Annotated in this window: 20 protein-coding genes; 6 read left to right on the top strand and 14 right to left on the bottom strand. The window is 59.8% G+C overall.

What is annotated here, in order from left to right:
• Positions 1-43: 43 nt before the first annotated feature.
• The 9 genes from QRN48_RS19400 to exaC all read right to left on the bottom strand — a co-directional run bounded on the left by QRN48_RS19400 (position 44) and on the right by exaC (position 12,949).
• A complete protein-coding gene (locus QRN48_RS19400; RefSeq protein WP_285352513.1) occupies positions 44-1,042 on the bottom strand; it encodes an Abi family protein in 999 nt (332 codons plus the stop codon).
• 209 nt (positions 1,043-1,251) lie between these two features.
• Complete coding sequence (gene hsdR / locus QRN48_RS19395) at positions 1,252-4,728, bottom strand: type I restriction-modification system endonuclease (RefSeq protein WP_285352511.1); 3,477 nt, start codon at positions 4,726-4,728, stop codon at positions 1,252-1,254.
• Positions 4,729-6,119: 1,391 nt separating this feature from the next.
• A complete protein-coding gene (locus tag QRN48_RS19390; RefSeq protein ID WP_285352509.1) occupies positions 6,120-7,373 on the bottom strand; it encodes a tyrosine-type recombinase/integrase in 1,254 nt (417 codons plus the stop codon).
• Positions 7,374-7,496: 123 nt separating this feature from the next.
• Positions 7,497-7,760 (bottom strand): hypothetical protein, encoded by a 264-nt coding sequence (locus QRN48_RS19385; RefSeq protein WP_285352507.1) that lies wholly within the window; start codon positions 7,758-7,760, stop codon positions 7,497-7,499.
• A gap of 8 nt (positions 7,761-7,768) precedes the next feature.
• Entirely contained in the window at positions 7,769-8,491 is a 723-nt protein-coding gene (locus tag QRN48_RS19380) for a LexA family transcriptional regulator (RefSeq protein ID WP_285352505.1), read from the bottom strand.
• Between the two features lie 435 nt (positions 8,492-8,926).
• Positions 8,927-9,454: an inorganic diphosphatase gene (gene ppa, locus QRN48_RS19375; protein WP_037017915.1), complete on the bottom strand. Its 528-nt coding sequence runs from the start codon at positions 9,452-9,454 to the stop codon at positions 8,927-8,929.
• A gap of 114 nt (positions 9,455-9,568) precedes the next feature.
• A complete protein-coding gene (locus QRN48_RS19370; protein ID WP_285352503.1) occupies positions 9,569-10,393 on the bottom strand; it encodes a M90 family metallopeptidase in 825 nt (274 codons plus the stop codon).
• Between the two features lie 4 nt (positions 10,394-10,397).
• The gene (locus QRN48_RS19365) at positions 10,398-11,045 is read right to left on the bottom strand and encodes a DedA family protein (RefSeq protein ID WP_285352501.1); all 648 of its coding nucleotides are present in this window, start codon (positions 11,043-11,045) and stop codon (positions 10,398-10,400) included.
• A 383-nt stretch (positions 11,046-11,428) separates the two neighbouring features.
• Positions 11,429-12,949 carry an acetaldehyde dehydrogenase ExaC gene (gene exaC, locus QRN48_RS19360; protein WP_037017923.1) on the bottom strand — a complete coding sequence of 507 codons (1,521 nt, stop codon included), beginning with the start codon at positions 12,947-12,949 and terminating at the stop codon, positions 11,429-11,431.
• Positions 12,950-13,682: 733 nt separating this feature from the next.
• Here exaC and mpl point away from each other — a divergent pair.
• From mpl to QRN48_RS19345, 3 genes are read left to right on the top strand one after another with little or no spacing between them, the layout of a single operon-like run.
• A complete protein-coding gene (gene mpl / locus QRN48_RS19355) occupies positions 13,683-15,032 on the top strand; it encodes a UDP-N-acetylmuramate:L-alanyl-gamma-D-glutamyl-meso-diaminopimelate ligase (RefSeq protein WP_285352499.1) in 1,350 nt (449 codons plus the stop codon).
• Positions 15,029-15,658: a flavin prenyltransferase UbiX gene (gene ubiX / locus QRN48_RS19350; RefSeq protein WP_037017930.1), complete on the top strand. Its 630-nt coding sequence runs from the start codon at positions 15,029-15,031 to the stop codon at positions 15,656-15,658. Before mpl ends, ubiX begins: the two co-directional genes overlap by 4 nt.
• A 9-nt stretch (positions 15,659-15,667) precedes the next feature.
• Positions 15,668-15,955 carry a YceK/YidQ family lipoprotein gene (locus tag QRN48_RS19345; protein ID WP_037017933.1) on the top strand — a complete coding sequence of 96 codons (288 nt, stop codon included), beginning with the start codon at positions 15,668-15,670 and terminating at the stop codon, positions 15,953-15,955.
• Between the two features lie 213 nt (positions 15,956-16,168).
• On the opposite strand, the gene QRN48_RS19340 is transcribed toward QRN48_RS19345, so the two are convergent.
• From QRN48_RS19340 to QRN48_RS19330, 3 genes are all read right to left on the bottom strand, one after another.
• Positions 16,169-16,810, bottom strand: coding sequence for a Rossmann-fold NAD(P)-binding domain-containing protein (locus tag QRN48_RS19340; protein ID WP_191945664.1), 642 nt, complete (start codon positions 16,808-16,810; stop codon positions 16,169-16,171).
• Positions 16,811-17,699: 889 nt separating this feature from the next.
• Complete coding sequence (locus QRN48_RS19335) at positions 17,700-19,394, bottom strand: C13 family peptidase (protein WP_285352495.1); 1,695 nt, start codon at positions 19,392-19,394, stop codon at positions 17,700-17,702.
• Between the two features lie 160 nt (positions 19,395-19,554).
• Complete coding sequence (locus tag QRN48_RS19330) at positions 19,555-20,010, bottom strand: MaoC family dehydratase (protein ID WP_285352493.1); 456 nt, start codon at positions 20,008-20,010, stop codon at positions 19,555-19,557.
• 192 nt (positions 20,011-20,202) lie between these two features.
• On the opposite strand from QRN48_RS19330, the gene QRN48_RS19325 reads away from it, so the two are divergent.
• Genes QRN48_RS19325 through QRN48_RS19315 form a run of 3 tightly spaced genes read left to right on the top strand, consistent with a single transcriptional unit; the run spans position 20,203 to position 21,879 of the window.
• Positions 20,203-20,565 carry a CidA/LrgA family protein gene (locus QRN48_RS19325; protein ID WP_285352491.1) on the top strand — a complete coding sequence of 121 codons (363 nt, stop codon included), beginning with the start codon at positions 20,203-20,205 and terminating at the stop codon, positions 20,563-20,565.
• Positions 20,566-20,567: 2 nt separating this feature from the next.
• Entirely contained in the window at positions 20,568-21,278 is a 711-nt protein-coding gene (locus QRN48_RS19320) for an LrgB family protein (RefSeq protein ID WP_191945689.1), read from the top strand.
• 10 nt (positions 21,279-21,288) lie between these two features.
• Positions 21,289-21,879: an LON peptidase substrate-binding domain-containing protein gene (locus QRN48_RS19315; RefSeq protein ID WP_037017948.1), complete on the top strand. Its 591-nt coding sequence runs from the start codon at positions 21,289-21,291 to the stop codon at positions 21,877-21,879.
• 78 nt (positions 21,880-21,957) lie between these two features.
• Here QRN48_RS19315 and QRN48_RS19310 read toward each other — a convergent pair whose 3' ends face one another.
• Both QRN48_RS19310 and QRN48_RS19305 read right to left on the bottom strand, forming a co-directional pair.
• Entirely contained in the window at positions 21,958-23,274 is a 1,317-nt protein-coding gene (locus QRN48_RS19310) for a bifunctional DedA family/phosphatase PAP2 family protein (protein WP_037017950.1), read from the bottom strand.
• A 4-nt stretch (positions 23,275-23,278) separates the two neighbouring features.
• Positions 23,279-23,974 (bottom strand): DNA-3-methyladenine glycosylase, encoded by a 696-nt coding sequence (locus QRN48_RS19305; protein ID WP_037017953.1) that lies wholly within the window; start codon positions 23,972-23,974, stop codon positions 23,279-23,281.
• Between the last annotated feature and the right edge of the window lie 232 nt (positions 23,975-24,206).

Below are 24,206 nucleotides of genomic sequence, written 5' to 3'. Positions count from 1 at the left end.
GCGTGACCTGAATAAATCGGCTAATAGGGTGGGCGTGGACAGCTCAGATGGGCGCTAGCCAGAACGGGTCGTTCTGCCAATCGGACGGAAAGCCCATGGCTGCCAGATTGATTTCGGTGAACTCGCCCAGCAGCTCATGCAAACGTCTATCCCAACTGGTATGCGGGCTGACTTGGCGCATTAGCAGGTTGAGGATGGATAGCACCGTGAACATCCGGGCATGCTGCCCAGGCTTTTGCAGGTGGGCTGGCCAAGGAAAATTGACCGTTTTGGGAAGTTCGGGACGGATGCCCAATTCGCGGTTCCACAGGCGTGCGTGATGGGCGCAGATGTTGCGAATGGTGGTCAGGCTGTGCAACCAGGACTGAAGCAGCGGGCCTGGCAAGCTCAGGCGCCTGGCGATGCCTTTTTTATCGGCATCGCGTGCCAAACCTTTGAACAGGTGCGAGAGCTCGCCAAGGGTGATTTCTTCCATGGCGGCCCACGCCGGCATCAGCTCGGGCGTGTCGTAGGTCAACGCGTAATGGCGTGCATAACTTTCCTTTGCACGTAGGCTTTTGAGGTGCCCCTTGCGGGCATCAGGCGCTTGAGAGGTATCGATGCGCCGACATTCGCGCAGATGGTCGTGACGCGCCTTGTCCTGTTTGCTACGGATACTGTCGAGCAGCGCCTGGTGACGATAATCGCGCTGGAAAAAACGGGGCTCCACATACCAGTGGGCGCCATATTGTGGCGCCATGTGGTTGCTGATGGCGGCTCTTGCGGCGACTTCAATGCGTTCAATCGCATCGATCACCAGCAGCCGCAAACGTCGGTCGAAATCGTATAGGCGAGTGAGCGCGTGTAGCCGCGTGCCAGGTCTGAAGCCGTGTTCGGCATCTTCAGAGAGCTGGAAAGGGCGCATGTAAGGCGTGAGGCGAAAGAAACTGACGGCTTCCAGAAAACAGTGCGCGCGGCCTTCATCCTGAATGGCGAGCCCGCGTTGTTTGAGCAGTGCTAACTGCTCTGGAATGTCGATGGCTGGCTTGCTGAAAAGCTTCATGCGGAAAAACTACCGGGCATAAAAAACCCGCTCAATTTGTGCGTAGCTGCCGGAGCAACCATAGGCATGGCGGGTGTGTTGCGTGAGAGGTTATGCACAGCTGCACCGTTTTGCAAGACATTTGGCACGGCAGTGATGAGTGGAGGTGCTCTTTTTCAGGCTAATTTGCAAGCCCTCCCAGCGGCCTGATTGCGCTGATTGATTAAGGCTCATCCAGCAGCCGACCAAAGATTATCATTCAGGGCTTCCAACACTAGGTCCAGTTTACCGCCGAGGTTGCGGTCCAGCGCTTTGAGGCCCCCATCGCCTCTGAAGGCGTCATTGACCTGCTGCGCGTCAATCACCACCTCGTGCACCAGCTGTTTGGCAATGCGCTCCAGCCAGCGGCGTTGTACGGGTGTCCAGGGCTGCAGAGTGTAAATCCTCTGCATAGCATTGGCGACGCGCTGATCGAATGGTAGCAACGCTTCGCCGATGGCGGCCTGCCGAATATAGCCGATGATGCTAGCTGCGATTTCCTGATTGGTCTGATTGCGCCAGGCGCTTTTCAGGCTGGCCTCGCTAAAGCCGTGCTGATCAAGCAGCAGACGTACTTCTCGCAGTTGCTCGCGAGTCAGGTCTTTGGGCCTGTTAACCACGACGCCAAGGGCTGCTGACTGATTGACTTGGTTGTGGATGAACTCGTTGAAGCTCTCCAGGTAGTCTGAGGGCTTCTGGTACTGGCCGTAGCTTTGCTCGCGCACCATCAACTCATCAGCGTGGGTGGAAATGATCGGGTATTTATACGAGCCGAGCAGGGCTTTAACGGCTGCCAACTGGCTGAGCAGTTGGCTGTGTTGGTGGATAAAGCTGGCAGCTTGCTGCGGGCCGAGTTCATGCAGGTGGTTGTGCAGCTTGGCCGGTTCAACTCCCCAAGCGTCCTGTAGCTCAGCGAGCTTGTGTTTGATTTCCGGTTTGGTCTCGGCCTTGTGTTGGGCTTCGCGCAGGATGCGCATGACGCGCTGGCTCAGTTGATCAAGCACGTCATGGGCGTGACTGCTACCCTCCTGGCTGCCAGGTGCGTCGTGGCTGGCGCTGTTGCTGAGCTCGCTGACCAGTTGTTCCAAAGGGATGTCGGGGTTCTTCACCAGCGGCTTCATGGTGTCGACCGCTTCAAGGGTTGCGTAGAGGTCAACAGGGTCATAGATGCGAAATACGGTCTTGCCAATTTCGTCGCAACGGCGGGTAGCGCGGCCTTTCATCTGCTCATAGAGAATGCGCGAACGTACCCTGCGCATGAACACCAGATTGCAGATTTTCGGCACATCAATGCCGGTGGTTAACAGGTCGACGGTAATGGCGATACTGGGGTGCGGTTCGTTCTTGTAGCGGCGAATCAGTTGCTCAACTTTATCGCTTTGGCCAGTGATGATGCGCACCGTTGCTTCGTTGTATTGCTCGCCGTAGGCTGCCTTGAAGGCGTCATCAAGCAGGTTTTTCACGCGCTCCGCGTGGGCTTGGCTAACGCAGAAAATCATGGTCTTTTCTTCGCCGAACGGGTCCAGCTCGTTGGCTAGTTCGTCACAGATAACCTTGTCAAAGGCGGGCGTAATAACGCGACGGTTGAAAGACTCGATGTTGAAAGTGAGTTCGTCGTCCAGCTCCGCTACGTCGACTTCTCCAGTGAGGGTGTTGATGACGCTGACCGACTCGCCTTTTTCAAAACGTATGCCGCGCTGACTGAGTTGAGTTTCATAGCGCATGGGTGGCTCATGATCGATGAGCCAATCATCGGCAACCGCTTCCCGATAGCTATAGGTGAACACCGGTTTACCGAAAATTTCACTGGTGTGTTTGGCTGGCGTGGCGGTAAGGCCGATGCGGCAGGCGTCGAAGTAATCGAGTACGCGGCGGTACTGCGATAGGTATTGGCTGTGATCCCGTACGGCCAGCTCACCTTCGGTCATTTCCTGGTCGAGCGTGTAACCTCGGTGGGCTTCATCGACGATGATGCAGTCAAACTCCCCCACTGCCGGTGGTGTATCTGAGCGAAAAATACGGGCGACCATTGCCTGGACGGTGGCTACCTGAACACGGGTTTCCGCTTCGGCAGCCATGTCGCCCAGCTCTTTGATGTCGTAGATCTGCCCCAGAGTGTGATTCTGCTCAAGTGTGGTGTCGTTGAACGAGTCGATGGCCTGCTGGCCGAGGGCGCTGCGGTCGACCAGAAACAGAATGCGCTTGAATCGTTCGGTCTTGAGGAAGCGATACATCAGGCCAATGATAGTACGGGTTTTCCCCGTGCCAGTGGCCATGGCCAATAGGCAGTCGCGCTGATTATTAGCCAGCGCCTGTTCCACCGCCTGGATGGCTTTCTCCTGGTAGTTGCGTAATTTTAGGTACGCAAAACCCTCTATTTCGAGCTTGGCCTCGGCTTGCGCCTTGCTGCGTTTGAGCAGATCGAGCAGATCGCTTGGCGTGTGGAAGTCTTGCAGCGGCCGGCGGGTGTTGGCGGGGCTGCGCAGGTCGCGGAACCAGGTGCCGGACTGTTCTGCGAGCTGCTTGATAAAAGGCCTGCCGTTACACGCGAAAGCAAAGGGCAGGCGGAATTGGCCACCGCTGCCATCGGTCCAAGGATGTGCCTGACCAGCTTGAACCCAGGGTTGTAGATGCTCGGTGGAAAGGTTGAACTCGCGAGCATAACGCTCCGCCTGTGGAATTCGGTCGGCGATATTGACGCGTTTACGCTTGGCTTCGACGATGGCGATCGGCATAAGGCCGGCGAACAACACGTAGTCGGCGCAGGCTTTCGGGCTGCTGGTAGGCCATTCGGCGATGGCTTTATTCTTACCTTTCTCGGGGCGCGCGCCTTTGCCGTAAGTGAGGCCTAGGGAGTCCGCGTCCCAGCCGGCATCAATCAACTGTTGGTCGATGAGGATGCGAGTAAGGTCTTCTGAAAGGTCAAAGCTGCTGCTGGCCTGCTGGGTTTTCTTGGCAACCTGTTTACTTGCCTGGGGCTGAGCGGCCAATTGCTGTTGCAGTGCTTTGAGGCTTTGCTCGTGCTCGACGCGCATCTTATTCAGAGCGGCTTCGTGCTCTGCTACCAACTGCTTGTGGCTACGGGACTCGGCATCCATCTGCCCGGCGAGCACCGCATACTCCTCGGCTTCGCGTTTGAGCAGCTCGGCAAGCTTCTGATTACTTTCCAACTGCTGACTGGAGTCGCTAAGCAGCGCTTTGAGCTGTTCAATCTGGCTTTGCAACTCACGTAGCGGGGTACTGGGGTCGGTGGGCGTGACAAACGGTCCGGGTTTGAAGGATTGGGCGTTCTTGCCGAAGGATTGGTGGTACCAGATGGCCAAGGCGCGACCAACCCGTAGGCCATCCATTGCTTCACGATGCTGGGTGTGGAACTCGTGCGTGGCCTTGTTCCCTTCAACGCGCAAGGTATGGAACAGACTACGGATGTTCTGATCCAGCTGGATCTCACGAGTGAGCTTGTAAAGCAGGTCGGACTGGGTCGTGTTGGTATCAAATTCGATACCGGCGCGGCTGGCCAGGTCTTGGGCCAAGGCTTCGCCGAGTTGGCGCAGTTTGATCAAAGTGGTATTGGGATCGCTGGCGAATACCTGCTCGGCTGTGTTCGCAAGCTGTAGGAAAACGGGATCGTGTTCCTGGAGAAAGGCGAAGTTAATGCTGGCTGCCATGGTCGATCCTTCGGTTGCGTACCCACTCTGTGCGCAAATCTGGCACGTTAATGCTTAACTCCCGGTAGCTTAACCAAGGTAGGTCGAGTTTGACCATGGCATCGCGCCATCCAATAGGTAAGTACGAGGCTGCCCTCAGGATCTCCACTGGTCCCAATGAGCTTTTGGCGACAGCGGCGACAACCCGCGCCGTACCTGGGCCTGAGGATGGCGACAAGGTGGCGACAAAAGTGGCGACACATCGGAATTCTGAAGCTGAGTTTTGCGCTTGAAAGGGCCAAGGCTAGTAATCCAGCCGGTAAGTCGCTCGACCAAGGGCCCGGTAGGCTACCCAGCATATCAAGTGTGTAGGCGCAGTTGGCCGCCGCTGCACCAGCAACGGTTCTGGTCTCTTGAAAATATTCACATAACTACGTTACCGGTGTTACCGGTCGCTTCGCATTCACCAGTTTCCCCCACTTCGTCCCGCCACGAACGTTGAGTGTTATCAGGGATCAAGGCCCCTGCGGCCTGTGAGGGTGTCCACTAACGCGGGACTGGCGGCTCCTTACGGCCAAGAGCTTGGGCATCTCATGATCTGGCCTCCTGAACACCGTTACCGGTGGGCGGGTGGAGGCTGCAATGGCTGACGAAACCAGTGCCGCGAGATCCTGAGTCGGGTGAGGCGTTGATGCGATGACAGGGGCATGCCTGACTGTCAGTCAGGTGCAGCCCTTCCCTGGGCTGCGGCACCATCATCTGCATCGTGTTGCGGTTGAGTTCGGCGTTTGTCACGCCAATTGTCACGAGGCTGGTTGCCCCAAAGCCCCGTATTGCATGGGCTGCAGCAGTGGGAGGAGCGCCCGTCTCTTTCCGGGAGAAAGAGACGGGCAAACGGTTGGTGCAAAACACCGGCCGAGCAGAATGGATGCTGCATGGCGGCAAAGGTGGGAATTGCCCCAGAGGGGAAAGGTATGAGTCGGCATCCATCACTCTGTCGAGTAACCGTGCGAGCTTCCGGACGCGGATCGCACTTGGGAGGGACCACCACGGGAGTGGCGTGACGTTTAAGGTCCCGGTCACCTAGCTACCCGCGGGCAGCGTTTGGAGGCTTATTTCTATCGCTGGTATTTGGCTGGGTCAATCAAGCAGGGGCTGTCGATTGCGCCAGATTTGGAGGGCTGGATGGCAGTGGACGTGGGTGGCATTCGATAGCCGAGTGGCCGTTCGTCGCCTTTAAATGTGAGCCCCTGCGCTTGGGAATGCGGAGCTTTCCCAAGCGCAGGGGCTTAGCCGGAGGAGCAAAGGCGAGCGGGAGATTTGGCGACAGTCGCCACTTCTGTCGCCACGCGCACGCCACGGATTACGCGGGTTGTCGCCGGTGTCGCCGCTGTCGCCAAATACCCGTATCACTATTTGGATATCGGTGCGTCGTCACCTGGTTCTGACTCCGTCAGCGCTGGCTTTGGTGGCGAGGTAGCGTATTTGGCCCAGGCATCCATCAGCTCTCTGCGTTTGTCGAAGAAGTCCGATCGGGAGTATGCGCTCTCAGTTTCACCACGCTCGTCATGGGCAAGCGCTAGCTTACAGATCTCTCGGGGAAAGGCAGTGGTCTCGCCCGCCCAATCTCTAAACGTCGAACGAAAACCATGGCGCGTGATGTGCTCATAGCCAAGATCATGCAGCAGGCTACGAACTCCGTTCGCGTGCATTACGCCGCTCCGTCCGTTGCCTGTGAACAGGAAGGGGCTGCGTCCTCGGCTCCGAGGCAGACTCTTCAAGAGTTCGACCACTTGCGGAGCGAGTGGGATTGCGAACGGCTCGCGTGTCTTCATTCTCGCCGCCGGTAGTGACCATCGGCCCGTTTCGAGATCTAGCTCGTCCCATTCCGCAAACCTGACCATGTGGCTGCGGGCTCCTGTAAGTATCAAAAATTGAGCAGCGACCGACACTGCGGTGGGGATCTCGCGCAGGGCCTGCATCAGTTCAGGAAGCTCCTGCCAGGGGAGAGCAGGATGATGTGCGCGTTTACGCGCTTTCTTCTTCTCATGCCGGCTTAGGAGGTTTTCAAGATGCCCGCGCCAGCGAGCTGGATTCTCCCCAGCTCGCAGGCCTCTGGATTTCGCCGCATCAAGGATTTGCTCAATCTGACCACGCACCTCATCCGCAGTACGGGTTTTGGTCGACCAGATCGGCTGCAGGGTCTTGATAACCTGTTTGGTCTCGATATCGTCCGCTGACAGCTTCCCTATGGTAGGGAACGCGTAAAGCTCTAGCTTCCTGAGCCATCCCTTGCGCCACTTTTCAGACCAACTGGAGCCGTGGGCATCGCGGTAGTCGTTCGCCAGGGTTTCAAAGGTGATTTGTTTCGCTTGCTCGCGGCGCTCGGCCTCTTTCTTGGCAGCCTGTTCAGCTTGGCGCTGGGCAAGTGGGTCATTTCCGTTGAGCACCTTTATGCGGTTCTCGTAGGCGGCTGCACGGGCCTTTTTCAGATCAAGGCTGGGATATCCACCGAGACCCATCTCCCGACGTTTGCCGTGAAGCTGGAATCGCAGTACCCAGTTTTTCCTACCTGTGACGGTCACAACCAGGCGCAAACCGTCGCCGTCCTCATAGGTACCCGGAACAGTCAGATTTTTAACAATGGTAGCGGTCAGTTTTCCCATGATTTTTGGCCTCCAATCCCCCACTTGATCCCCCACTTCGGTGTGGAATCGGCTGGATGGAAAAAGAACTCACAGGAACGAAAGTAGGCTGAAACCCTTGATCTAGCAAGGCTGCAGAGGTGTTTAGAAGATGAAGAAGGCTTTCGATGGAGCATTAAAAAGCCGGCTTGTGGCCGGCTTCTCGGTGACGGGTTTGATTGGTTTTTGGCCAACCGCACCCGTCCGCAAAAGTGCGCGCTGCGAGCAGGCGCTTGTGAGGAAGACCGGGCGTGCCTCGGAGGCGGCGCCAGGTCGATCACCCGCCCGCGTGTGGCCGACAGGTGTTGAGACGAAGGCGCGCAGGATACCCATGTTGTTGGCGTATGCCCAGTTGAAATACAGGCTCATCGCGTGCCTCACCGCAAGGTGGCCGGGTGACGGCGGTTATTGAGCGTGGACCACCAGAAGACCCAGCCCAGGATGTGAATGTGCTGCGCTTGAATGTCCTCGGCACTGAAAATCTCGTCGGGGTACTCGCTGCAGTTATGGCTGCGCAGGCGCAAGCTGCCGCCGGGCAGACGGTAGAGGTATTTCACCCGCAGCATGCCGTCGTGCTCCAGGGCGTACATTTCCCCGTCGATGATGTGGACACGCCCGCGATCAATGCCGATGAGCGAACCGTCCTGGATCTTGTCCGCCATGCTGTTGCCCACCATCGGCACGCAAATGGCGTTATGCAGCTCCACATCCATGGTTTCAAGCACGCGCCGCGACAGGCGCACTTTGTGGTTGTGAATTTCGCCAACGGCGGTACGGCCCGAGCTTTGCGTTTGCAGTTCGGTGTAAACCGGCATCTCCAGTTCTTCCCGGACGCTTCGCTCGGCTTTGGGTTTTGGCGTGCCCAGAAGCGGGGCGCTTTCCCGACTCGCTCCGGGATGCTTGGGCCCCTCGCCGCTGCGCAGCCACGCCGAATTAACACTGAGCAGCTCGGCGACTTCTTCAATGCGCGCCACCGGGATGCCGCGCTTGAACCAATTGTTCACGTGTTGAGGGGTTACTTTTCGGTTGGCGGCAAAGTCTGTTGCGGAGAGATGGCACTCTCGCAACAGTTCGCGCAGTCGATCACCTGATGTCTTCATGGGCCGGAGTGTACGGCGGCTTGCACCCTGTTTAAATGAACGAAGTGTTCAAATGAGGACGCCGTCATGCTTCAAGTTGAATGCAGGGATTACAACGTTACGCGGGATTTGTAAGCCATTTCTTTCACTGTTTGCTTTGTTGTCCACAGTGACTCAAACCGGCGAACCTTATTGCCTTGGTCATCAAACGCGCGAAGAAGCGCCTGTCAAAGCGCCGGCACGGGATATTGGGTAGTGGGCGATTGATCGATTGCGCAAGTGTGAGGTGTGGATTAAACATGCGATGTTTATTGGGCGTGTTTTAAACATCTGGCCGATGAAAACAGGAAAAAACATTTAGTCTGCGAAGGGGAAGTGTACGGCGGGGAACAGCGGGGGAGGTGCGTGAGGATAACCCCGTCGAAGCGACGCACGCTTCGACGGAGCACAATCGGATCAGCCCTTGTAGGCCGCAACCGATTTGGTGATCGCTTCGCGAGCGGCGTCAGCGCCAGCCCAGCCTTCGATCTTCACCCATTTGCCTTTTTCGAGGTCTTTGTAGTTCGCGAAGAAGTGCTCGATCTGCTGGATCAGCAGAGGCGGCAGGTCGGTGTATTCCTTAACGTCCACGTACAGCTGGGACAGCTTGTCGTGCGGGACCGCGATGATTTTGGCATCGCCGCCGCCGTCATCGGTCATGTTCAGCACGCCGACTGGACGCGCACGAATCACCGAGCCTGGGGTAACCGGATAAGGCGTCACCACCAGCACGTCGAGGGGGTCACCGTCGTCGGCCAATGTGTTGGGGATGAAACCGTAGTTGGCCGGGTAGAACATCGGGGTGGCCATGAAACGGTCAACGAAAAGGCAGTCGCTTTCTTTGTCGATTTCGTACTTGATCGGCGCGTGGTTGGCCGGGATCTCGATTGCGACGTAGATGTCATTCGGCAGGTCTTTGCCGGCCGGAATCTTGCTGTAGCTCATTGGGCTTTGCCCCCTTGGTTGACCATTCGGAATCTGGCATGCAACGCCAAAAAGTGGCCGGATTATAGGCATATTCCAGAAGCCTTGCCATGCGTGACGGCGGGCTTCTGTGCGTCATGTGGAGCCTGATAGACCGGCGTCCGGGCTTAAAGTGCCGCGCTGGAATGCCGTGAGTCGCGCCAGCGGATCCTGACGATAAAAAGCTTTAAGTTGCCGATAGACCTGCGGATACGCCTCGACCAGCAAGTCCGGGCCGCTGAAAAAGTACTCGCTCATGACCGCGAAGAATTCTGCCGGGTTTTCCGCAGCGTAAGGGTCGATTGCTGTCTCGGCGTCCGGGTTGGCATCGAGTTGGCGGTTGAGGTCGTCGTAGGCGCTTTGCATGGCGCTTGCCCACTCGCTGATGCGCATGTCGGGGTGCAGGGGCGGCAAGCCGTTTGCCTCGCCGTTGAGCATGTCCAGCTTGTGCGCCAGTTCGTGGATCACCAGGTTGTAGGCTTCCCATCCGCCACTCGCCAGCACACCCGGCCAGGCCAGAATCACCGGGCCTTGCGACCACGCCTCGCCACTGTGTTCGCCGTCCCATTCGTGCTCGACGCCGCTGGCATCGCGATGGCGTTGCGGGCTGATGAAATCATCGCCGTACAGGATGATTTCGTGAAAACCCTGATACCAGTTCAGATCATCCAGGGCGAGCAAGGGCAGCTGCGCCTGAGCGGCCAGAAACAGCCGTGATTCGTCATCCAGTTCGACGCCTTCCAGCGCGGTGAGATGCTTGGCCTGAAGAAACAGCACGCAACTGTCCAGCAGGCTTCGATCTTCTTCTGCGCTCAACCCGTCGAGCATTGGCAGTCGCTCGCGTACGCGCTGCCAGACCTCTGGGTCGACCGGATGCCGCGCCAGCGTGCGCTGCTTGCGCCACTCACGGAACGACCACATCGGTTCAGCGCGCCTCGGCGGAACGACCTGTGCGGCTGCGTACCAGACCGATCACCATCGGCAGCAGCGAGATCGCGATAATCGCCAACACCAGCAGGGTCAGGTTCTTTTTGATGAACGGGATATTGCCGAAGAAGAAACCGAGCGTGACCAGACCGCCGACCCACAGAACCGAGCCCAGCACGCTGAACCCGAGAAAGCGCAGGTAAGGCATGCGGCCGATCCCGGCCACGAACGGGGCGAAGGTGCGGATGATTGGCAGAAAGCGCGCAAGGGTAACGGTTTTGCCGCCGTGGCGACCGTAGAACTCTTGGGTTTTGGTCAGGTAGTCGCGGCGGAATATCTTCGAGTTCGGATTGCTGAACAGCTTGTCGCCGGCCGTGCGGCCGATGATGTAGTTGGTGCTGTCGCCGAGTACCGCGGCTGCCATCAACAGGCAGGCCAGCAGCACCGGGTCCATGGCACCGCCGGCCGCCACTGCGCCGGCGATGAACAGCAGCGAGTCGCCCGGCAGAAAAGGCGTGACCACCAGACCGGTTTCACAAAAAATCACCAGGAACAGGATCGCGTAAACCCAAGTGCCGTATTGGGTCACCAGCAGGTCGAGGTAAACGTCGAGGTGAAGAATCAGATCAAGCGGATTGAAATCCATGTACGGCACCTGGTTTAGAGACCCGATCCGGGTCGTGCGGGGCGAAGAGGAGGGATGTGGGCGGCATTATAGAGGCAAGCAAAGCAATGTGGCTGTAGCGGGCGTCGCCACATACCCTTTCTATCAACCGTACTGACTTTGTAGACGCGCGCTTGGTCTGGATCGCCTCGGGATGAACACGGACTGTAGGCACTCACAATGTTCACGGACACGCTGCGATTCGGTAGGACCCGGCTTGCTGGCGAACGCGGTGTGTCATTCGACATCTGCGGTGCAGATCCAACGCGTTCGCCAGCAAGCCGGCTCCTACAGAGTGCATCGTCGCTATCTGCCAACAAAAACGGCCTCATAAGAGGCCGTTGCGTGTCATCCGGTCAAGCTGATCAGAAGAAGCCCAGCGGGTTGATGTCGTAGCTCACCAGCAGGTTTTTGGTTTGCTGATAGTGCTCGAGCGCGACTTTGTGGGTTTCGCGGCCGACGCCGGATTTCTTATAGCCGCCAAACGCCGCGTGGGCGGGGTACAGGTGGTAGCAGTTGGTCCACACGCGCCCGGCCTTGATGGCCCGGCCCACGCGATACGCGCGGTTGATGTCGCGGGTCCAGACGCCGGCACCCAGCCCGAACTCGGTGTCGTTGGCGATGGCCACGGCTTCCGCTTCGTCCTTGAACGTGGTCACGCTGACCACCGGACCGAAGATTTCTTCCTGGAAGACGCGCATCTTGTTGTTGCCCTTGAGCAGCGTCGGCTGGATGTAATAGCCGGTGGCCAACGAGCCCTCGAGTTTTTCGACCTTGCCACCCGTCAGCAGCTCGGCGCCTTCGCCCTGAGCGATTTCCAGGTACGAAAGGATTTTGTCGAACTGCTGCTGGGACGCCTGGGCGCCCACCATGGTCTCGGTGTCCAGCGGATCGCCGCGCTGGATCTTCAGGACCTTCTTCATCACCACTTCCATGAACTGCGGGTAGATCGACTCCTGAACCAGGCAACGCGACGGGCAGGTGCAGACTTCGCCCTGGTTGAAAAACGCCAGCACAACACCTTCTGCGGCCTTCTCAATGAACTCCGGCTCGGCCTGCATGATGTCTTCAAAGAAAATGTTCGGCGACTTGCCGCCCAGCTCAACGGTGGACGGAATGATGCTGTCGGCCGCCAGTTTCATGATGTGCGAACCCACAGGCGTCGAGCCGGTGAAGGCGATCTTGGCGATGCGCTTGCTGCTGGCCAGCGCCTCACCGGCTTCACGGCCATAACCTTGCACGACGTTGAGTACGCCTTTGGGCAGCAAGTCGCCGATCAGCTCCATCAGCACGGTGATGCCCAGCGGCGTCTGCTCGGCGGGTTTGAGCACGATGCAGTTACCGGCGGCGAGGGCGGGCGCGAGTTTCCAGGCGGCCATCAGCAACGGGAAGTTCCACGGGATGATCTGCCCGACCACGCCCAGCGGTTCGTGGATGTGGTACGCCACCGTGTTGCCGTCGATTTCCGCAGCGGTGCCTTCCTGAGCACGCAATACTCCGGCGAAGTAACGGAAATGATCGACCGCCAGCGGGATGTCCGCGTTCAGGGTTTCGCGTACGGCTTTGCCGTTGTCCCAGGTCTCGGTGATCGCGAGGATTTCCAGGTTCTGTTCGATGCGGTCGGCGATTTTCAGCAGGGTCAGCGAACGCTCCTGAACTGACGTCTTGCCCCACGCGTCGGCGGCGGCATGGGCGGCGTCGAGGGCTTTATCGATGTCTTCGGCCGTGGAACGCGGGAATTCTGCGATCAGCTTGCCGGTGATCGGCGAGGTGTTTTCGAAATACTGGCCTTTGACCGGTGGCACGAATTCGCCACCGATGTAGTTGCCGTATTGGGTCTTGAAGGTCACGAGCGAGCCTTCAGTACCGGGGTGGGCATAACGCATGGTGAATATCTCCTGGCTCTTGTGATTGTGTGGGGATAACGCGTGCGGCGCATGGGTAGAGCGTAGAGCAAATTGGACAACCAACGTTGGCACATGACCCGCACCGGCCGCAAGTTGGGGTGAGGTCCGACCGCTTTCCCGGCTAAAGCCGGTCCCACCAGGCGCATGCGTCGAACCCGGCTGCGCTGCAATGCCGGCAAACGAATAATCCTGGCTGGCGCTGTATTTTGTAGGAGCGCGCTTGCCCGCGAAGGCGTCCGGTCAGAAACATTGATGGCGTCTGACCCACCGCCATCGCGGGCAAGCGCGCTCCTACAATTGTTCGTCGTAAGGACCAACTCTGTGGCGTACCACCTGACGCTTTCCCGGCTAAAGCCGGTCCCACAGGGGCGTGCGTCTAAGCCGGCTGCGCTGGAATGCCGGCAAACGAAATAATGCTGGCTGCCGCTGTATGTGTAGGAGCGCGCTTGCCCGCGAAGGCGTCCTGTCAGAACCATCGATGGCGTCTGACCCACCGCCATCGCGGGCAAGCGCGCTCCTACAATTGTTCGTCGTAAGGACCAACTCTGTGGCATATCACCTGACGCCTTCCCGGCTAAAGCCGGTCCCACAGGGGCGTGCGTCTAAGCCGGCTGAGCCGCAATGCCTGGGCATGCGCCGTTTTCGGCAATTCCCCCGTGCGCATTCGTTGTCTTCTACGCTAACCTGCGCCCCATGTTTTAAGAGGTCGGTCATGCACATTCATATTTTGGGTATCTGCGGCACGTTCATGGGTTCGCTGGCGGTTCTCGCCAAGAATCTGGGCCATACCGTCACGGGCTCCGATGCCAACGTTTACCCGCCGATGAGCACGCAGCTCGAAGCGCAGGGCATCCAGTTGATGCAAGGTTATGACCCCTCGCACCTCGAGCCGGCGCCGGATCTGGTCGTGGTCGGCAACGCCATGTCTCGCGGCAATCCTGCCGTCGAATATGTGCTGAACAAAGGTATGCCCTACGTCTCCGGCCCGCAGTGGCTCGCGGACCACGTGCTTCGTGGGCGCTGGGTGCTCGCCGTCGCAGGCACCCACGGCAAAACCACCACCAGCAGCATGCTCGCCTGGGTGCTGGAACACGCCGGCATGGCCCCGGGTTTTTTGATCGGCGGCGTGCCGCAGAACTTCGAAGTCTCGGCGCGACTCGGCGATACGCCGTTTTTCGTCGTCGAAGCGGACGAATACGACAGCGCCTTCTTCGACAAACGCTCCAAGTTTGTCCACTACGGCCCTCGTACCGCGATCCTCAACAATCTTGAGTTCGATCACGCCGACATCTTCCCGGACCTGCCTGCCATCGAACGGCAATTCCACCATCTGGTGCGCACTATTCCGAGCGAAGGCCTGGTCATTCACCCCACCACCGAGCCCGCACTTGAGCGCGTCATTCAGATGGGCTGCTGGACACCGGTGCAAACCACCGGGGAGGGCGGTCAGTGGCAGGCGAAACTGCTCAGCGACGACGGCTCGAGATTTGAGGTGTTGTTTGAAGGTGCCCCCCAAGGCGTCGTTGACTGGGGCATGACCGGACAGCACAACGTGGCGAACGCGCTGGCAACTCTGGCCGCAGCCCGTCACGTTGGCGTGGTGCCGCGGCAGGGCGTCGAAGCGTTGAGCGCCTTCAAAAGCGTGAAGCGGCGCATGGAGAAAGTCGCCGAAGTGCGCGGCATCACCATTTATGACGACTTTGCGCATCATCCGACGGCCATCGCCACCACGCTCGATGGGCTGCGTAAAAAGGTCGGCCAGGCGCGAATCATCGCCATTGTCGAGCCGCGCTCCAACTCCATGAAGCTGGGCGCCCACCGCGACGGCCTTCCGGAGAGCGTCGTTCAGGCCGATCAGGTGTATTGGTATGCGCCGGCCAATCTGGGCTGGGACCTGGCCGCCACCGCCGCCGACTGCACCATTCCCTCCCAGGTCTGCGACAGCCTCGACGGCATCATCGAGCAGGTCAAGCGTCAGGCCGCGCCGGGCACGCATGTGGTCATCATGAGCAACGGCGGTTTTGGCGGCCTGCATGGCAAGCTTGCCGAGGCGCTGCAATGAGCGGCCCGGAACGCATTACGCTGGCCATGACCGGCGCGTCCGGTGCGCAATATGGTTTGCGTCTGCTGGACTGCCTGGTGCGCGAAGACCGTGAGGTGCACTTCCTTATTTCCAAGGCCGCGCAGCTGGTCATGGCCACCGAAACCGACGTCAGCCTGCCGCCCAAACCGCAGATGATGCAGGCGTTCCTCACCGAATACACCGGGGCGGAAGCGGGGCAGATTCGGGTCTACGGCAAAGAAGACTGGATGTCACCCGTGGCGTCCGGCTCCGGTTCCCCCAGTGCGATGGTCGTGGTTCCGTGCTCGACCGGGACGCTGTCGGCGATTGCCACCGGCGCCTGCAATAATCTGATTGAGCGTGCGGCGGACGTGACGCTGAAAGAACGTCGGCAACTAATCATCGTTCCCCGGGAAGCGCCGTTTTCAAGCATCCATCTGGAGCACATGCTCAAGCTGTCGAACATGGGCGTGGTCATACTGCCGGCCTCGCCGGGCTTCTATCATCAGCCGCAGACCATTGATGACCTGGTGGACTTTGTTGTCGCGCGGATTCTCAACTTGCTTAACATCCCCCAGGACATGCTGCCGCGATGGGGCGAGCACCACTATGGCGCTGACGAGTAAGTGAGACGGATGAACAAGCTGGTTGTGGTCATGCTCGGGCTGCTGCTGACGACGGGCTGCTCGACGGTGCGAACCCTCGACGCCAATCAGCCCGGCGCGCCGATCGTCTATGCCGGCACGCGGCTTGACCTGTATGCCATGGAGGGCGGCTGTTGTGAGAAGGATCGCTTCGGAGCCGAGGCACCGAAATACCCAATGCTCGACCTGCCCGGCAGCGCGCTGCTCGATACGCTGTTGCTACCGCTGTCCATCCTCACCGCGCTGGGCGTAGGATTCCAGGCATCGGGCGGGATGTAATTCCGATCCCTATGTGCGAGCGAGCAACGCCGCAGATGTTTCTGTGGAGAGGTCAATTGAGGGAGCGAGCTTGCTCGCGAAGCCGGCATTTCAGGCGCTAAAGATGTAGCGGATGTCTCGGCCTCTTCGCGAGCAAGCTCACTCCCACAGGTTTCGACCGTCATCGATTGCGGGGCGAGCTCAGTCTCTCTGCTCTTTCGGCGGCCGTAGATGCTATTTGCCCAAGCGTCGCAGATCATCCGAATCAACCAGCCGCGTCCCGTCCTGTTCTTCCAGCGCGAGTCGCCAGAGGGCGCGTGCGAGATTGCACGCCTCGATGCCGCCGTATTTGCCGGGAATCAGTTTGGCGATGGGCGCGGCCAGTTGCTCCACCAGGCGCTGGTCCTGGCGCTCGCCGATCAGCAGCGAAGGGCGGGCGATGGTCAGTTGCGGCCAGTTCTGAAGCTTTAGCGCTTCTTCCATCTCGCCTTTGACGCGACTGTAGAAAATGCTCGATTTCGGGTCCGCGTTTACCGCGCTGACGACCAGCAGATGCCGCGCACCCAACTCCCGGGCGCGCTTGCCGAATGCCACGACCATGTCCAGATCGACCGCACGGAAGGCTTCCTGCGAGCCGGCTTGCTTGATCGTACTGCCCAGGCAACAGAAAGCGATATCGACCGGACCTTCCAGGCCTGGCAACAACTGTTGAAGCTCGCCCACCGGGTTCTCCAGCCGTGGGTGTTCGGCCAATGGACGCCGGCTAGGTGCGAGCACGCGGCTTACGGTCGGTTCGTTGAGCAGGCGGTCGAGCAAATGCTCGCCGGTCAGTCCGGTGGCTCCGGCAAGCAGGATGTGCTGAGGCGTCAAGTACATGATCTTTCTCCCTTGATACGCCACAAGCATAGGCGCTGTACCGGAACAGACTGCAAGCGAAGCGGGAGGGTTTCACAAAAACGCATGAAATGTTCATGCGCCTAGGCATTCGGAGCCGCCTGAGCCATGTTCACGCGACCTGGCATCTAGCGCAGTGCAGCCCCATGATCATTCGTGTGATAGACACGAACCTGCAGGAGCCGGCTTGCTGGCGAACCCGATCAGGCATCCACCGCTGCAGCGTCTGAACGCACGCATTCGCCAGCAAGCCGGCTCCTACGAGTGGATTGCCGCATAAACACCTTTCGGCAGTGCCGGGTGTCGTAACCGCCAAACCAACGGCATCGGTTAGTTCGCGAGCGAACTCGATTCTGTAGGAGCCGGCTTGCTGGCGAACCCGATCAGGCATCCACCGCTGCAGCGTCTGAACGCCTGCATTCGCCAGCAAGCCGGCTCCTACGACTGGATGACCACGCAATCATCTTATGGCAGTGCCGGCTGTCATAAACGCCAAACCGACGGCATCGGTTAGTTTGCGAGCGAACTCGATTCTGTAGGAGCCGGCTTGCTGGCGAACCCGATCAGGCATCCACCGCTGCAGCGTCTGAACGCCTGCATTCGCCAGCAAGCCGGCTCCTACGAGTGGATTGCCGCATAAACACCTTTCGGCAGTGCCGGCTGTCGTAACCGCCAAACCAACGGCATCGGTTAGTTCGCGAGCGAACTCGATTCTGTAGGAGCCGGCTTGCTGGCGAACCCGATCAGGCATCCACCGCTGCAGCGTCTGAACGCACGCATTCGCCAGCAAGCCGGCTCCTACAAATGTCTTTGCCGCCAAGTGAAGGTTCTGCGTCGCCGGGGTGGCCATGCCGGTGCTCGTAGGCCGGCGTCAGCGCCGCACTGTGTTCAGCGCGCGCTCTGCCTGGCTTTTGCGCAACTGGCGCCAATGGGCGACGACGCCTTTGGGCGCCCACATCTGCGGCTCAGAGGCCTCGAAGCTTTCGTCCGTCTCGCGCTGGGCGACAATGCCCCGCGCCTCGTTGAAGGCCTGCACCAGATCGTCGGTTTCAACCAACGCCTTGGCGAACAGCGCCTCGCCGAAATAGGTGAAATCCGCCTCTTCGGAGCAGCCAAAAGAGACCCGGTCTTCGCGGGAAGCGGTGATCACCATCGTGCGCTCGTCCTTGATCGCCGGGATAAAACCACCCGAATAGCAGGCGGAAATCACCACCACCTTGTCGCGATTCTTCAGCGGCGCAAGCACCCCGGCCATCTCGTCTGCAGGCAGATCGGACAATTCCAGACGCGGCTGATCCAGCACCAACTCGTGCTCATGCGTGCCGTGGCTGGTCAGGTAAATGAAGATCAAATCTTCCGGTCCGCTGCGCTTGGCCAGCGTCTGCACCGCGCGGCTGATGGTTTCGCGCGTTGCCAGCGGGCGGTCGGCCATGTGGTCACGATGGTTGACCAGCGTGATCTGACCAAACGCACCGAAGCGCGTCGCCAGCAGCTTATTGACGTAATCGGCTTCGCGCAGGAAGACGCTTTGCTTGCCATCGCCACCCACCACCAGGCTGTAAAGCTCGATGGCCGGCGTTGAAGCAGGCACGCCGGCAAGCGCCTTCTCGACGAGGGCGCCCTGAGCGAGCAAGCCGGTTTCCAGCGGATCCGGCAACAGCTTGCCAGCGCCATCACGTACACGCTGACCGTTCGACCAAGTCCCGCTCTGCACGTCCCCCTCGGCCGTCGTCAGCACGCCGCTGCCTTGATAGTTGTCGTTCTCGAACTGGCCGACGTAAACGCTGCCGTCCGGAAGCCGCAAGCTGCCTGCGCCTGCGAAACGCCAGTTCTTGAACTCCCCTTGATAGCGCGTGCCATCGGAGCCGATCAGTTCGCCCTTGCCGGTGAAAGCGCCGTCCTTGAACTGCCCCGACCAGACATCACCGTCGGCATTTTCGTAGCGGCCACGGCCGTTAAGCTGGTTGTTGTGGAAGCCGCCGACGTACTGATCGCCATCGGCACTGTTGAAATTGCCCGTGCCCTCCAGCTGACCATCGACGAACTTGCCGCTGAACTGGTTGCCCGCCGAATCGCTGCGCTGGCCTTCGCCGTGGGGTTTGCCGTGGGCGAACTGGCCTTGGTACTCACTGCCGTCGTCCAGTTCCAGATGGCCGGCGCCGTCGTACAGGTCAGCCTTGAATTCGCCGCGATAGCTCATGCCGTGCTCTTTCAGCGTGCCTTCGCCGTCGCGTCGGCCCAGCTTGTAGCCGCCGACGTAGCTGCCCGCGCTGGTCGTGAGCGCGCCCTGACCGTGAAAGAGACCGTCCTGAAAACCGCCCCGGTACACGTCGCCGTTGCTCGCATGCCATTCACCCTGGCCGTTCCATTGCCCGTTTTTGAATTCCCCGGCGTACCAGCTGCCATTGGGGTAATCGATCCGGCCTTTGCCTTGCAGCACGCCGTTGATGACGTCGCCACGATAGCGGCCGCCGTCAGGCAGGCGCGCGTCAGGTGGCAACAGCGATTCGCCGTCGCCGCATGCGGTAAGAAGGAGGGTCAGGGCCAAAGGAGCAAGCGCGCGCATGGTAAATCCCGAAAAAAAGATGTTTCGGCGTGATCTGATCGCGTACCTGTATCGAGTCGCTCACACAGCCGCAGCGAGTATGCCGCAGCGAGGAACGCTCATGAAACAGTCTGTTACGACTGCTTCATGTTTTGCGGGCGCTTGGGCGCGAGCGGCGGCCTTACACAAAGCAGAGCGAAAGCGGTTCAGCAACGAACGCAGGCTTGTCCTGACCTTCGATTTCAAGCGTTGCGCTGGCTTTGAGCAGCCATTGCCCCGGCTTCTTCTCCGTCACCTGCACCAGGCTGACTTTTAGACGAACGCGCGAATTCACTTTCACCGGCTGGATGAAACGCACGCTGTCCAGGCCATAGTTGATCGCCATCTGCATGCCTTCAGGCACGACCAGCAGCGACTCCATCAACGTGGGCATCAGCGACAGCGATAAAAAACCATGGGCGATGGTCGAACCAAAAGGTGTCTGCGCCGCTTTGACCGGATCGACATGAATGAACTGAAAGTCTCCGGTGGCCTCGGCGAACAGATTGATCCGCGCCTGATCGATGGTCAGCCAGTCGGAATTTCCGAGATCCTTGCCTTCGTAATGTTTGAGTTCCGTAGCGGGCACGTAGGGCATTAAGGCGTTCCTTGTTCGTTGTTGTATTTACGGATGATCGTCAGGGCGGGCAATCGGGGCCCGTGAATGCCCTGATTGAAGATCAGCACGCGCCATGCCTTGGGTCAATCAGCCCTCGACTGGCGAATACCAGCCCATAGGCAGCGCGGGCGGCGTGCTTATAATGTCGCGCGAACCTGCTGGAGATTTTTCATGTTGCTAAGAGGCCTGACCTGGCTTGTGCTGTTCCAACTGATCGGAACCGCACTCAACCACCTGTTTCTGTCGATACTGCCCGGCCCGATCATCGGTCTGGTGCTGTTGATGATTTACCTGATGACCCGAGGCGAAGTCAGTGAACCCATCAGCCTCGCGGCCAGCAGCCTGTTGCGTTACCTGCCTTTGCTGCTGGTACCGCCCGCGGTGGGCGTGATGGTCTACGCCGACCAGATCGTCGAGGATTTCTGGGCGATTGTCGGCTCGCTGGTCATTTCGCTGATGGTCTCGCTGACCTTTGCCGGCTGGTTGATGCAGAAACTCATTGATCGTCAGGCCAGACGCCGGGAGCTCTCATGAGTCTGGACTGGCATGGCGCCTGGCTGTCGGTGATTCATCATCCGCTGTTCGGCATCGCTATCACGCTGGGCGCCTATCAACTGGTGCTGGCCGGCTACGAGAAAACCCGCTGGGTCTTTCTGCAGCCCGTGCTCATCTCGATGCTGGTGGTGATTGGCGTGCTGGTGGGCTGCGGACTTTCCTACGTGGAGTACCGGAAAAGCACTGAAATCCTCAGCATTCTGCTGGGCCCGGCGACGGTCGCACTGGCCGTGCCGCTTTATCTGAATCTGCGGCGGATACGCCAGCTGTTCTGGCCGGTATTGACTACGCTGGTGGTGGGCGGCGTACTGGCCACCGGGCTGTGTGTTGGCCTGGGCTGGCTGCTGGGCGCCGATCACATGATCCTGATGACCATGGCGCCGAAGTCCGTTACCTCGCCCATTGCCATGCTGGTGGCCGAGCAGATAGGCGGTGTCGCCGCGCTGGCCGCGGTTTTTGTGTTGATAACCGGGGTGATCGGCGGCATATTCGGCCCCGGTTTGCTGACCCTGGCGCAGGTGACCAGCCCGGAGGCCAGAGGCATGGCCCTGGGGCTGACCGCCCACGCCGTGGGGACTTCAGCGGCTCTGCAGGAAAGTGAGGAATGCGGCGCCTTTGCGGCGCTGGCGATGAGTTTGATGGGTGTCGCCACGGCCTTGTTCCTGCCGTTGGCGGTGTCTCTGGTTGCTTGAGGATGGGTTTATGTCGTTGCCGTTGTTTCCACTCAATGCCGTGCTGTTCCCCGGGTGCGTGCTGGATCTGCAGATATTCGAGGCGCGTTACCTCGACATGATTGGCCGCTGCATGAAGCAGGGCGAAGGGTTTGGCGTGGTCTGTATCACCGAAGGCAGCGAGACGGGCGAGGTACCGGACGGTTTCTCGATGATCGGCTGCGAAGCGCGGGTCACCGATTTCGAGAAGCAGGACAACGGCCTGCTCGGGATTCGCGTCGTGGGCGCACGGCGCTTTCGGGTCAAGGATTACAGCACCCAGCGCGATAACCTGTTGATCGGTGAAGTCGAGTGGCTCGATGACCCGCAGGAGCAACCGTTGCAGGAGGAGGACGACGACCTGGTTGCGTTGCTCGCCGCATTGGCCGAGCACCCGATGGTGGCAGCCCTGAACATGGGCCTGACGGCCAGCGGTCAGCATTCGTTGGCCAATCAACTGGCCTACCTGCTGCCGTTTGCCGAAGAAGACAAAATCGAGTTGCTGGAGATCGAAGACGCAGAAGAGCGGCTCGACGCGATTCAGGACCTGCTCGATGAGATGCAGGGCGACATGCAGGCCTGACGCCGTGTCAGGCGTTTACCTGAAGGGAGCGCGGCGTGAAGCGCCCCATCGCCCCATCGCGCGTTGGCTCAGGGCGTCTCAATACTGATAGCGGATCAATCCGTGAGGGAATGAGTGCAAGCCGAAGCCACCAAACAGCGCCACCATCGCCGGCAGCACTAGCCACCACACCTTGATCGGTAGCGCTTCCAGTGGCTTTTTGTTCTGCACGAAGGCAAGGCTCGCCGCACAGGTGAAGAACGCCAGCAACATGCCCGCCGTCACATCTGTTGGCCAATGCACGCCCAGATACACCCGTGACATCGCGATCGCCAATGCCGGGATTGCGCCCAGCAACAGCCAGGTCAGTCGCAGTCGCACCGGTTGCCCGCGACCCGCAAGCACCGCCAGTGCCATGAACAGCGCAAACGATGCCGAGGCATGCCCGCTGGGCATGCTGTAAGTGGCCAGTGGTTCGGTCAGGACCTCTGGCCGGGCTCGAGCGAAAGTGTATTTCATGCTCTGATTGATCAGCGCAGCGCCCAAGGCTGTGCCCACAACGAATATCGCGTGGCGCCACCGTCGTGTGACAAGGAGCAGCACCGTCAGCAGAGCGGCGGCGCAGAACTGCGTCCGGAAGTCTCCCAGCCCCGTCACCATCACCACGAAGTTCTCGGCAGCCGCACTCCGGCTTGCCTGCACCACCGTCATGATGCCCTGGTCGAAATCGGCGAGGTACGGCCAGCCGAGAAACACACAGCCCAGCAGGATGAACGCCGTCAGCGCGATGAGTTTGGTCGCGTACGGTTTGTGCCTCAGGCTGGCCTGGACACTGATGCCCAGCAGGAGCGCCAGGCCTCCGCCGACCACGGCCGCTTGTGGCCAGAAATTTTCGGGCAACGGCAGGCGGATGGCCGCACCGGTGGCCCAGCCCGGCAGGATGTAGACCACTGACCAACCGGCAGCGGCGATCAGGCTGACGCCGGCAAAGCGCACGAACGGCATGTCGCACATGCCGGCGACCATGGGCAGCATCGGCCGCAGCGGGCCGATAAAGCGGCCGACCAGCAGGCTGGCGATCCCGTAGCGCTGGAAGTAGGTTTCGGCGCCGCCGATCCATTCCGGATGATTGCGAAGGCCGGGCAACTGGCGGATGTTCTGATGAAAGCGCCTGCCCAGAAAGTACGACACCAGATCGCCCAGGATGCCGCCCAGAAAACCCAACAGCAGCGCTTCACTGAGCGGCAGCACGCCGCTGCCGGCCAAAGCGGCGATGGCGAAAAGCAAGACGGTGCCAGGGACGACGATGCCGGCGATGGCCAGGCATTCAATGAACGCGACGATGAAAACCGCCGCGCCCAGCCATGAGGGATTGGCGCCTAGCCAGGAGGTGATGCTGTCGAGCCAAGCGCCCATGAATTTAGTTTCCTTGCTCGATGAGGATGTAGTCGCGTCCTTCGACTTGACCGCGTCTGACCGGGTTCCGTGTGCAGAACCTTGCATAAGCGGCGTCAACGAATCGGTACATCAGGTGTTCGTCGCGACCGGCAGGAATGCCGAGGCGCGTCGTCTGGATAATGCGTGGCGGCCGCTGACCGACGTCTTCGACAAACAGTTGCTCTTCATCGAAGCGCTTGGCGTCCCACATCGGCACTTTCAGGCCCAGCGCTTTGCACAGCAAGGTTTGCCCTGCGCACAGCCGCTCGGGCGGGCGCACGTTGCCACTGGCGTCAGGGTTGTTGAGCAGCATCTGGGCCAGGGCGTTTTCATCGGATACGGCATCGACCCACGGGTAGCCCGATTTGATCAACACGGCATTGCCCGGACCTTCGGCACTGAAGTTGATCGAGTCGCCGCCGCGGGCGTAATACATATAAATGTGCCCGCCCTCCAGAAACAGCGCCTTACGCTTCTCCGTGTAGCCGAGGGAAGAGTGGCTGCCCTTTTCAGAAACGTAATACGCTTCCGTCTCAATGATCCGCGCCGACAGCCACAAATCACCGACCTTGTGCCGTATGACCTTGCCGAGCAGGTCGCGGGCAAGCGTCTGCGCATCACGATGAAAGAAACTGTCCGGCAGCGCGCGGGCTGTTGGGGTGGGCGTAGAGTCGGGCATGGACAAAGGCGGTCAGTGAATGGACCGCGATCATATCAACATCGGCCTTAATTGGAGCTGAATGGGTGAGGGCAGGCTGAGGAATCAGTGCGGGCCAACGGCCGATGTGTAGGAGCGCGCTTGCCCGCGAAAAACAGTGCCAGCACCCAATCCGTCACTGGCTCGCCGCCAATGCCTGGGGGAGCAGGTACAGCCGACACATCTTCGCTACGCAGCATGCAGCCGACACATC

The sequence above is a fragment of the Pseudomonas sp. ME-P-057 genome, assembly GCF_030208975.1.
Taxonomy (GTDB): domain Bacteria; phylum Pseudomonadota; class Gammaproteobacteria; order Pseudomonadales; family Pseudomonadaceae; genus Aquipseudomonas; species Aquipseudomonas lutea.
This window is presented reverse-complemented; position numbering and strand designations above follow the sequence as displayed.

Excerpts from the sequence above, each read along its gene's own strand:
- QRN48_RS19385 (WP_285352507.1), bottom strand. The coding sequence starts at position 7,760 with ATGAGCCTGTATTTCAACTGGGCATACGCCAACAACATGGGTATCCTG.
- QRN48_RS19380 (WP_285352505.1), bottom strand. The coding sequence starts at position 8,491 with ATGAAGACATCAGGTGATCGACTGCGCGAACTGTTGCGAGAGTGCCAT.
- QRN48_RS19370 (WP_285352503.1), bottom strand. The coding sequence starts at position 10,393 with ATGTGGTCGTTCCGTGAGTGGCGCAAGCAGCGCACGCTGGCGCGGCAT.
- QRN48_RS19345 (WP_037017933.1), top strand. The coding sequence starts at position 15,668 with ATGAACAAGCTGGTTGTGGTCATGCTCGGGCTGCTGCTGACGACGGGC.
- ppa (WP_037017915.1), bottom strand. The coding sequence starts at position 9,454 with ATGAGCTACAGCAAGATTCCGGCCGGCAAAGACCTGCCGAATGACATC.
- QRN48_RS19310 (WP_037017950.1), bottom strand. The coding sequence starts at position 23,274 with ATGGGCGCTTGGCTCGACAGCATCACCTCCTGGCTAGGCGCCAATCCC.
- hsdR (WP_285352511.1), bottom strand. The coding sequence starts at position 4,728 with ATGGCAGCCAGCATTAACTTCGCCTTTCTCCAGGAACACGATCCCGTT.
- QRN48_RS19365 (WP_285352501.1), bottom strand. The coding sequence starts at position 11,045 with ATGGATTTCAATCCGCTTGATCTGATTCTTCACCTCGACGTTTACCTC.
- QRN48_RS19305 (WP_037017953.1), bottom strand. The coding sequence starts at position 23,974 with ATGCCCGACTCTACGCCCACCCCAACAGCCCGCGCGCTGCCGGACAGT.
- QRN48_RS19400 (WP_285352513.1), bottom strand. The coding sequence starts at position 1,042 with ATGAAGCTTTTCAGCAAGCCAGCCATCGACATTCCAGAGCAGTTAGCA.
- QRN48_RS19325 (WP_285352491.1), top strand. The coding sequence starts at position 20,203 with ATGTTGCTAAGAGGCCTGACCTGGCTTGTGCTGTTCCAACTGATCGGA.
- exaC (WP_037017923.1), bottom strand. The coding sequence starts at position 12,949 with ATGCGTTATGCCCACCCCGGTACTGAAGGCTCGCTCGTGACCTTCAAG.
- QRN48_RS19340 (WP_191945664.1), bottom strand. The coding sequence starts at position 16,810 with ATGTACTTGACGCCTCAGCACATCCTGCTTGCCGGAGCCACCGGACTG.
- QRN48_RS19330 (WP_285352493.1), bottom strand. The coding sequence starts at position 20,010 with ATGCCCTACGTGCCCGCTACGGAACTCAAACATTACGAAGGCAAGGAT.
- mpl (WP_285352499.1), top strand. The coding sequence starts at position 13,683 with ATGCACATTCATATTTTGGGTATCTGCGGCACGTTCATGGGTTCGCTG.
- QRN48_RS19335 (WP_285352495.1), bottom strand. The coding sequence starts at position 19,394 with ATGCGCGCGCTTGCTCCTTTGGCCCTGACCCTCCTTCTTACCGCATGC.
- QRN48_RS19315 (WP_037017948.1), top strand. The coding sequence starts at position 21,289 with ATGTCGTTGCCGTTGTTTCCACTCAATGCCGTGCTGTTCCCCGGGTGC.
- ubiX (WP_037017930.1), top strand. The coding sequence starts at position 15,029 with ATGAGCGGCCCGGAACGCATTACGCTGGCCATGACCGGCGCGTCCGGT.
- QRN48_RS19390 (WP_285352509.1), bottom strand. The coding sequence starts at position 7,373 with ATGGGAAAACTGACCGCTACCATTGTTAAAAATCTGACTGTTCCGGGT.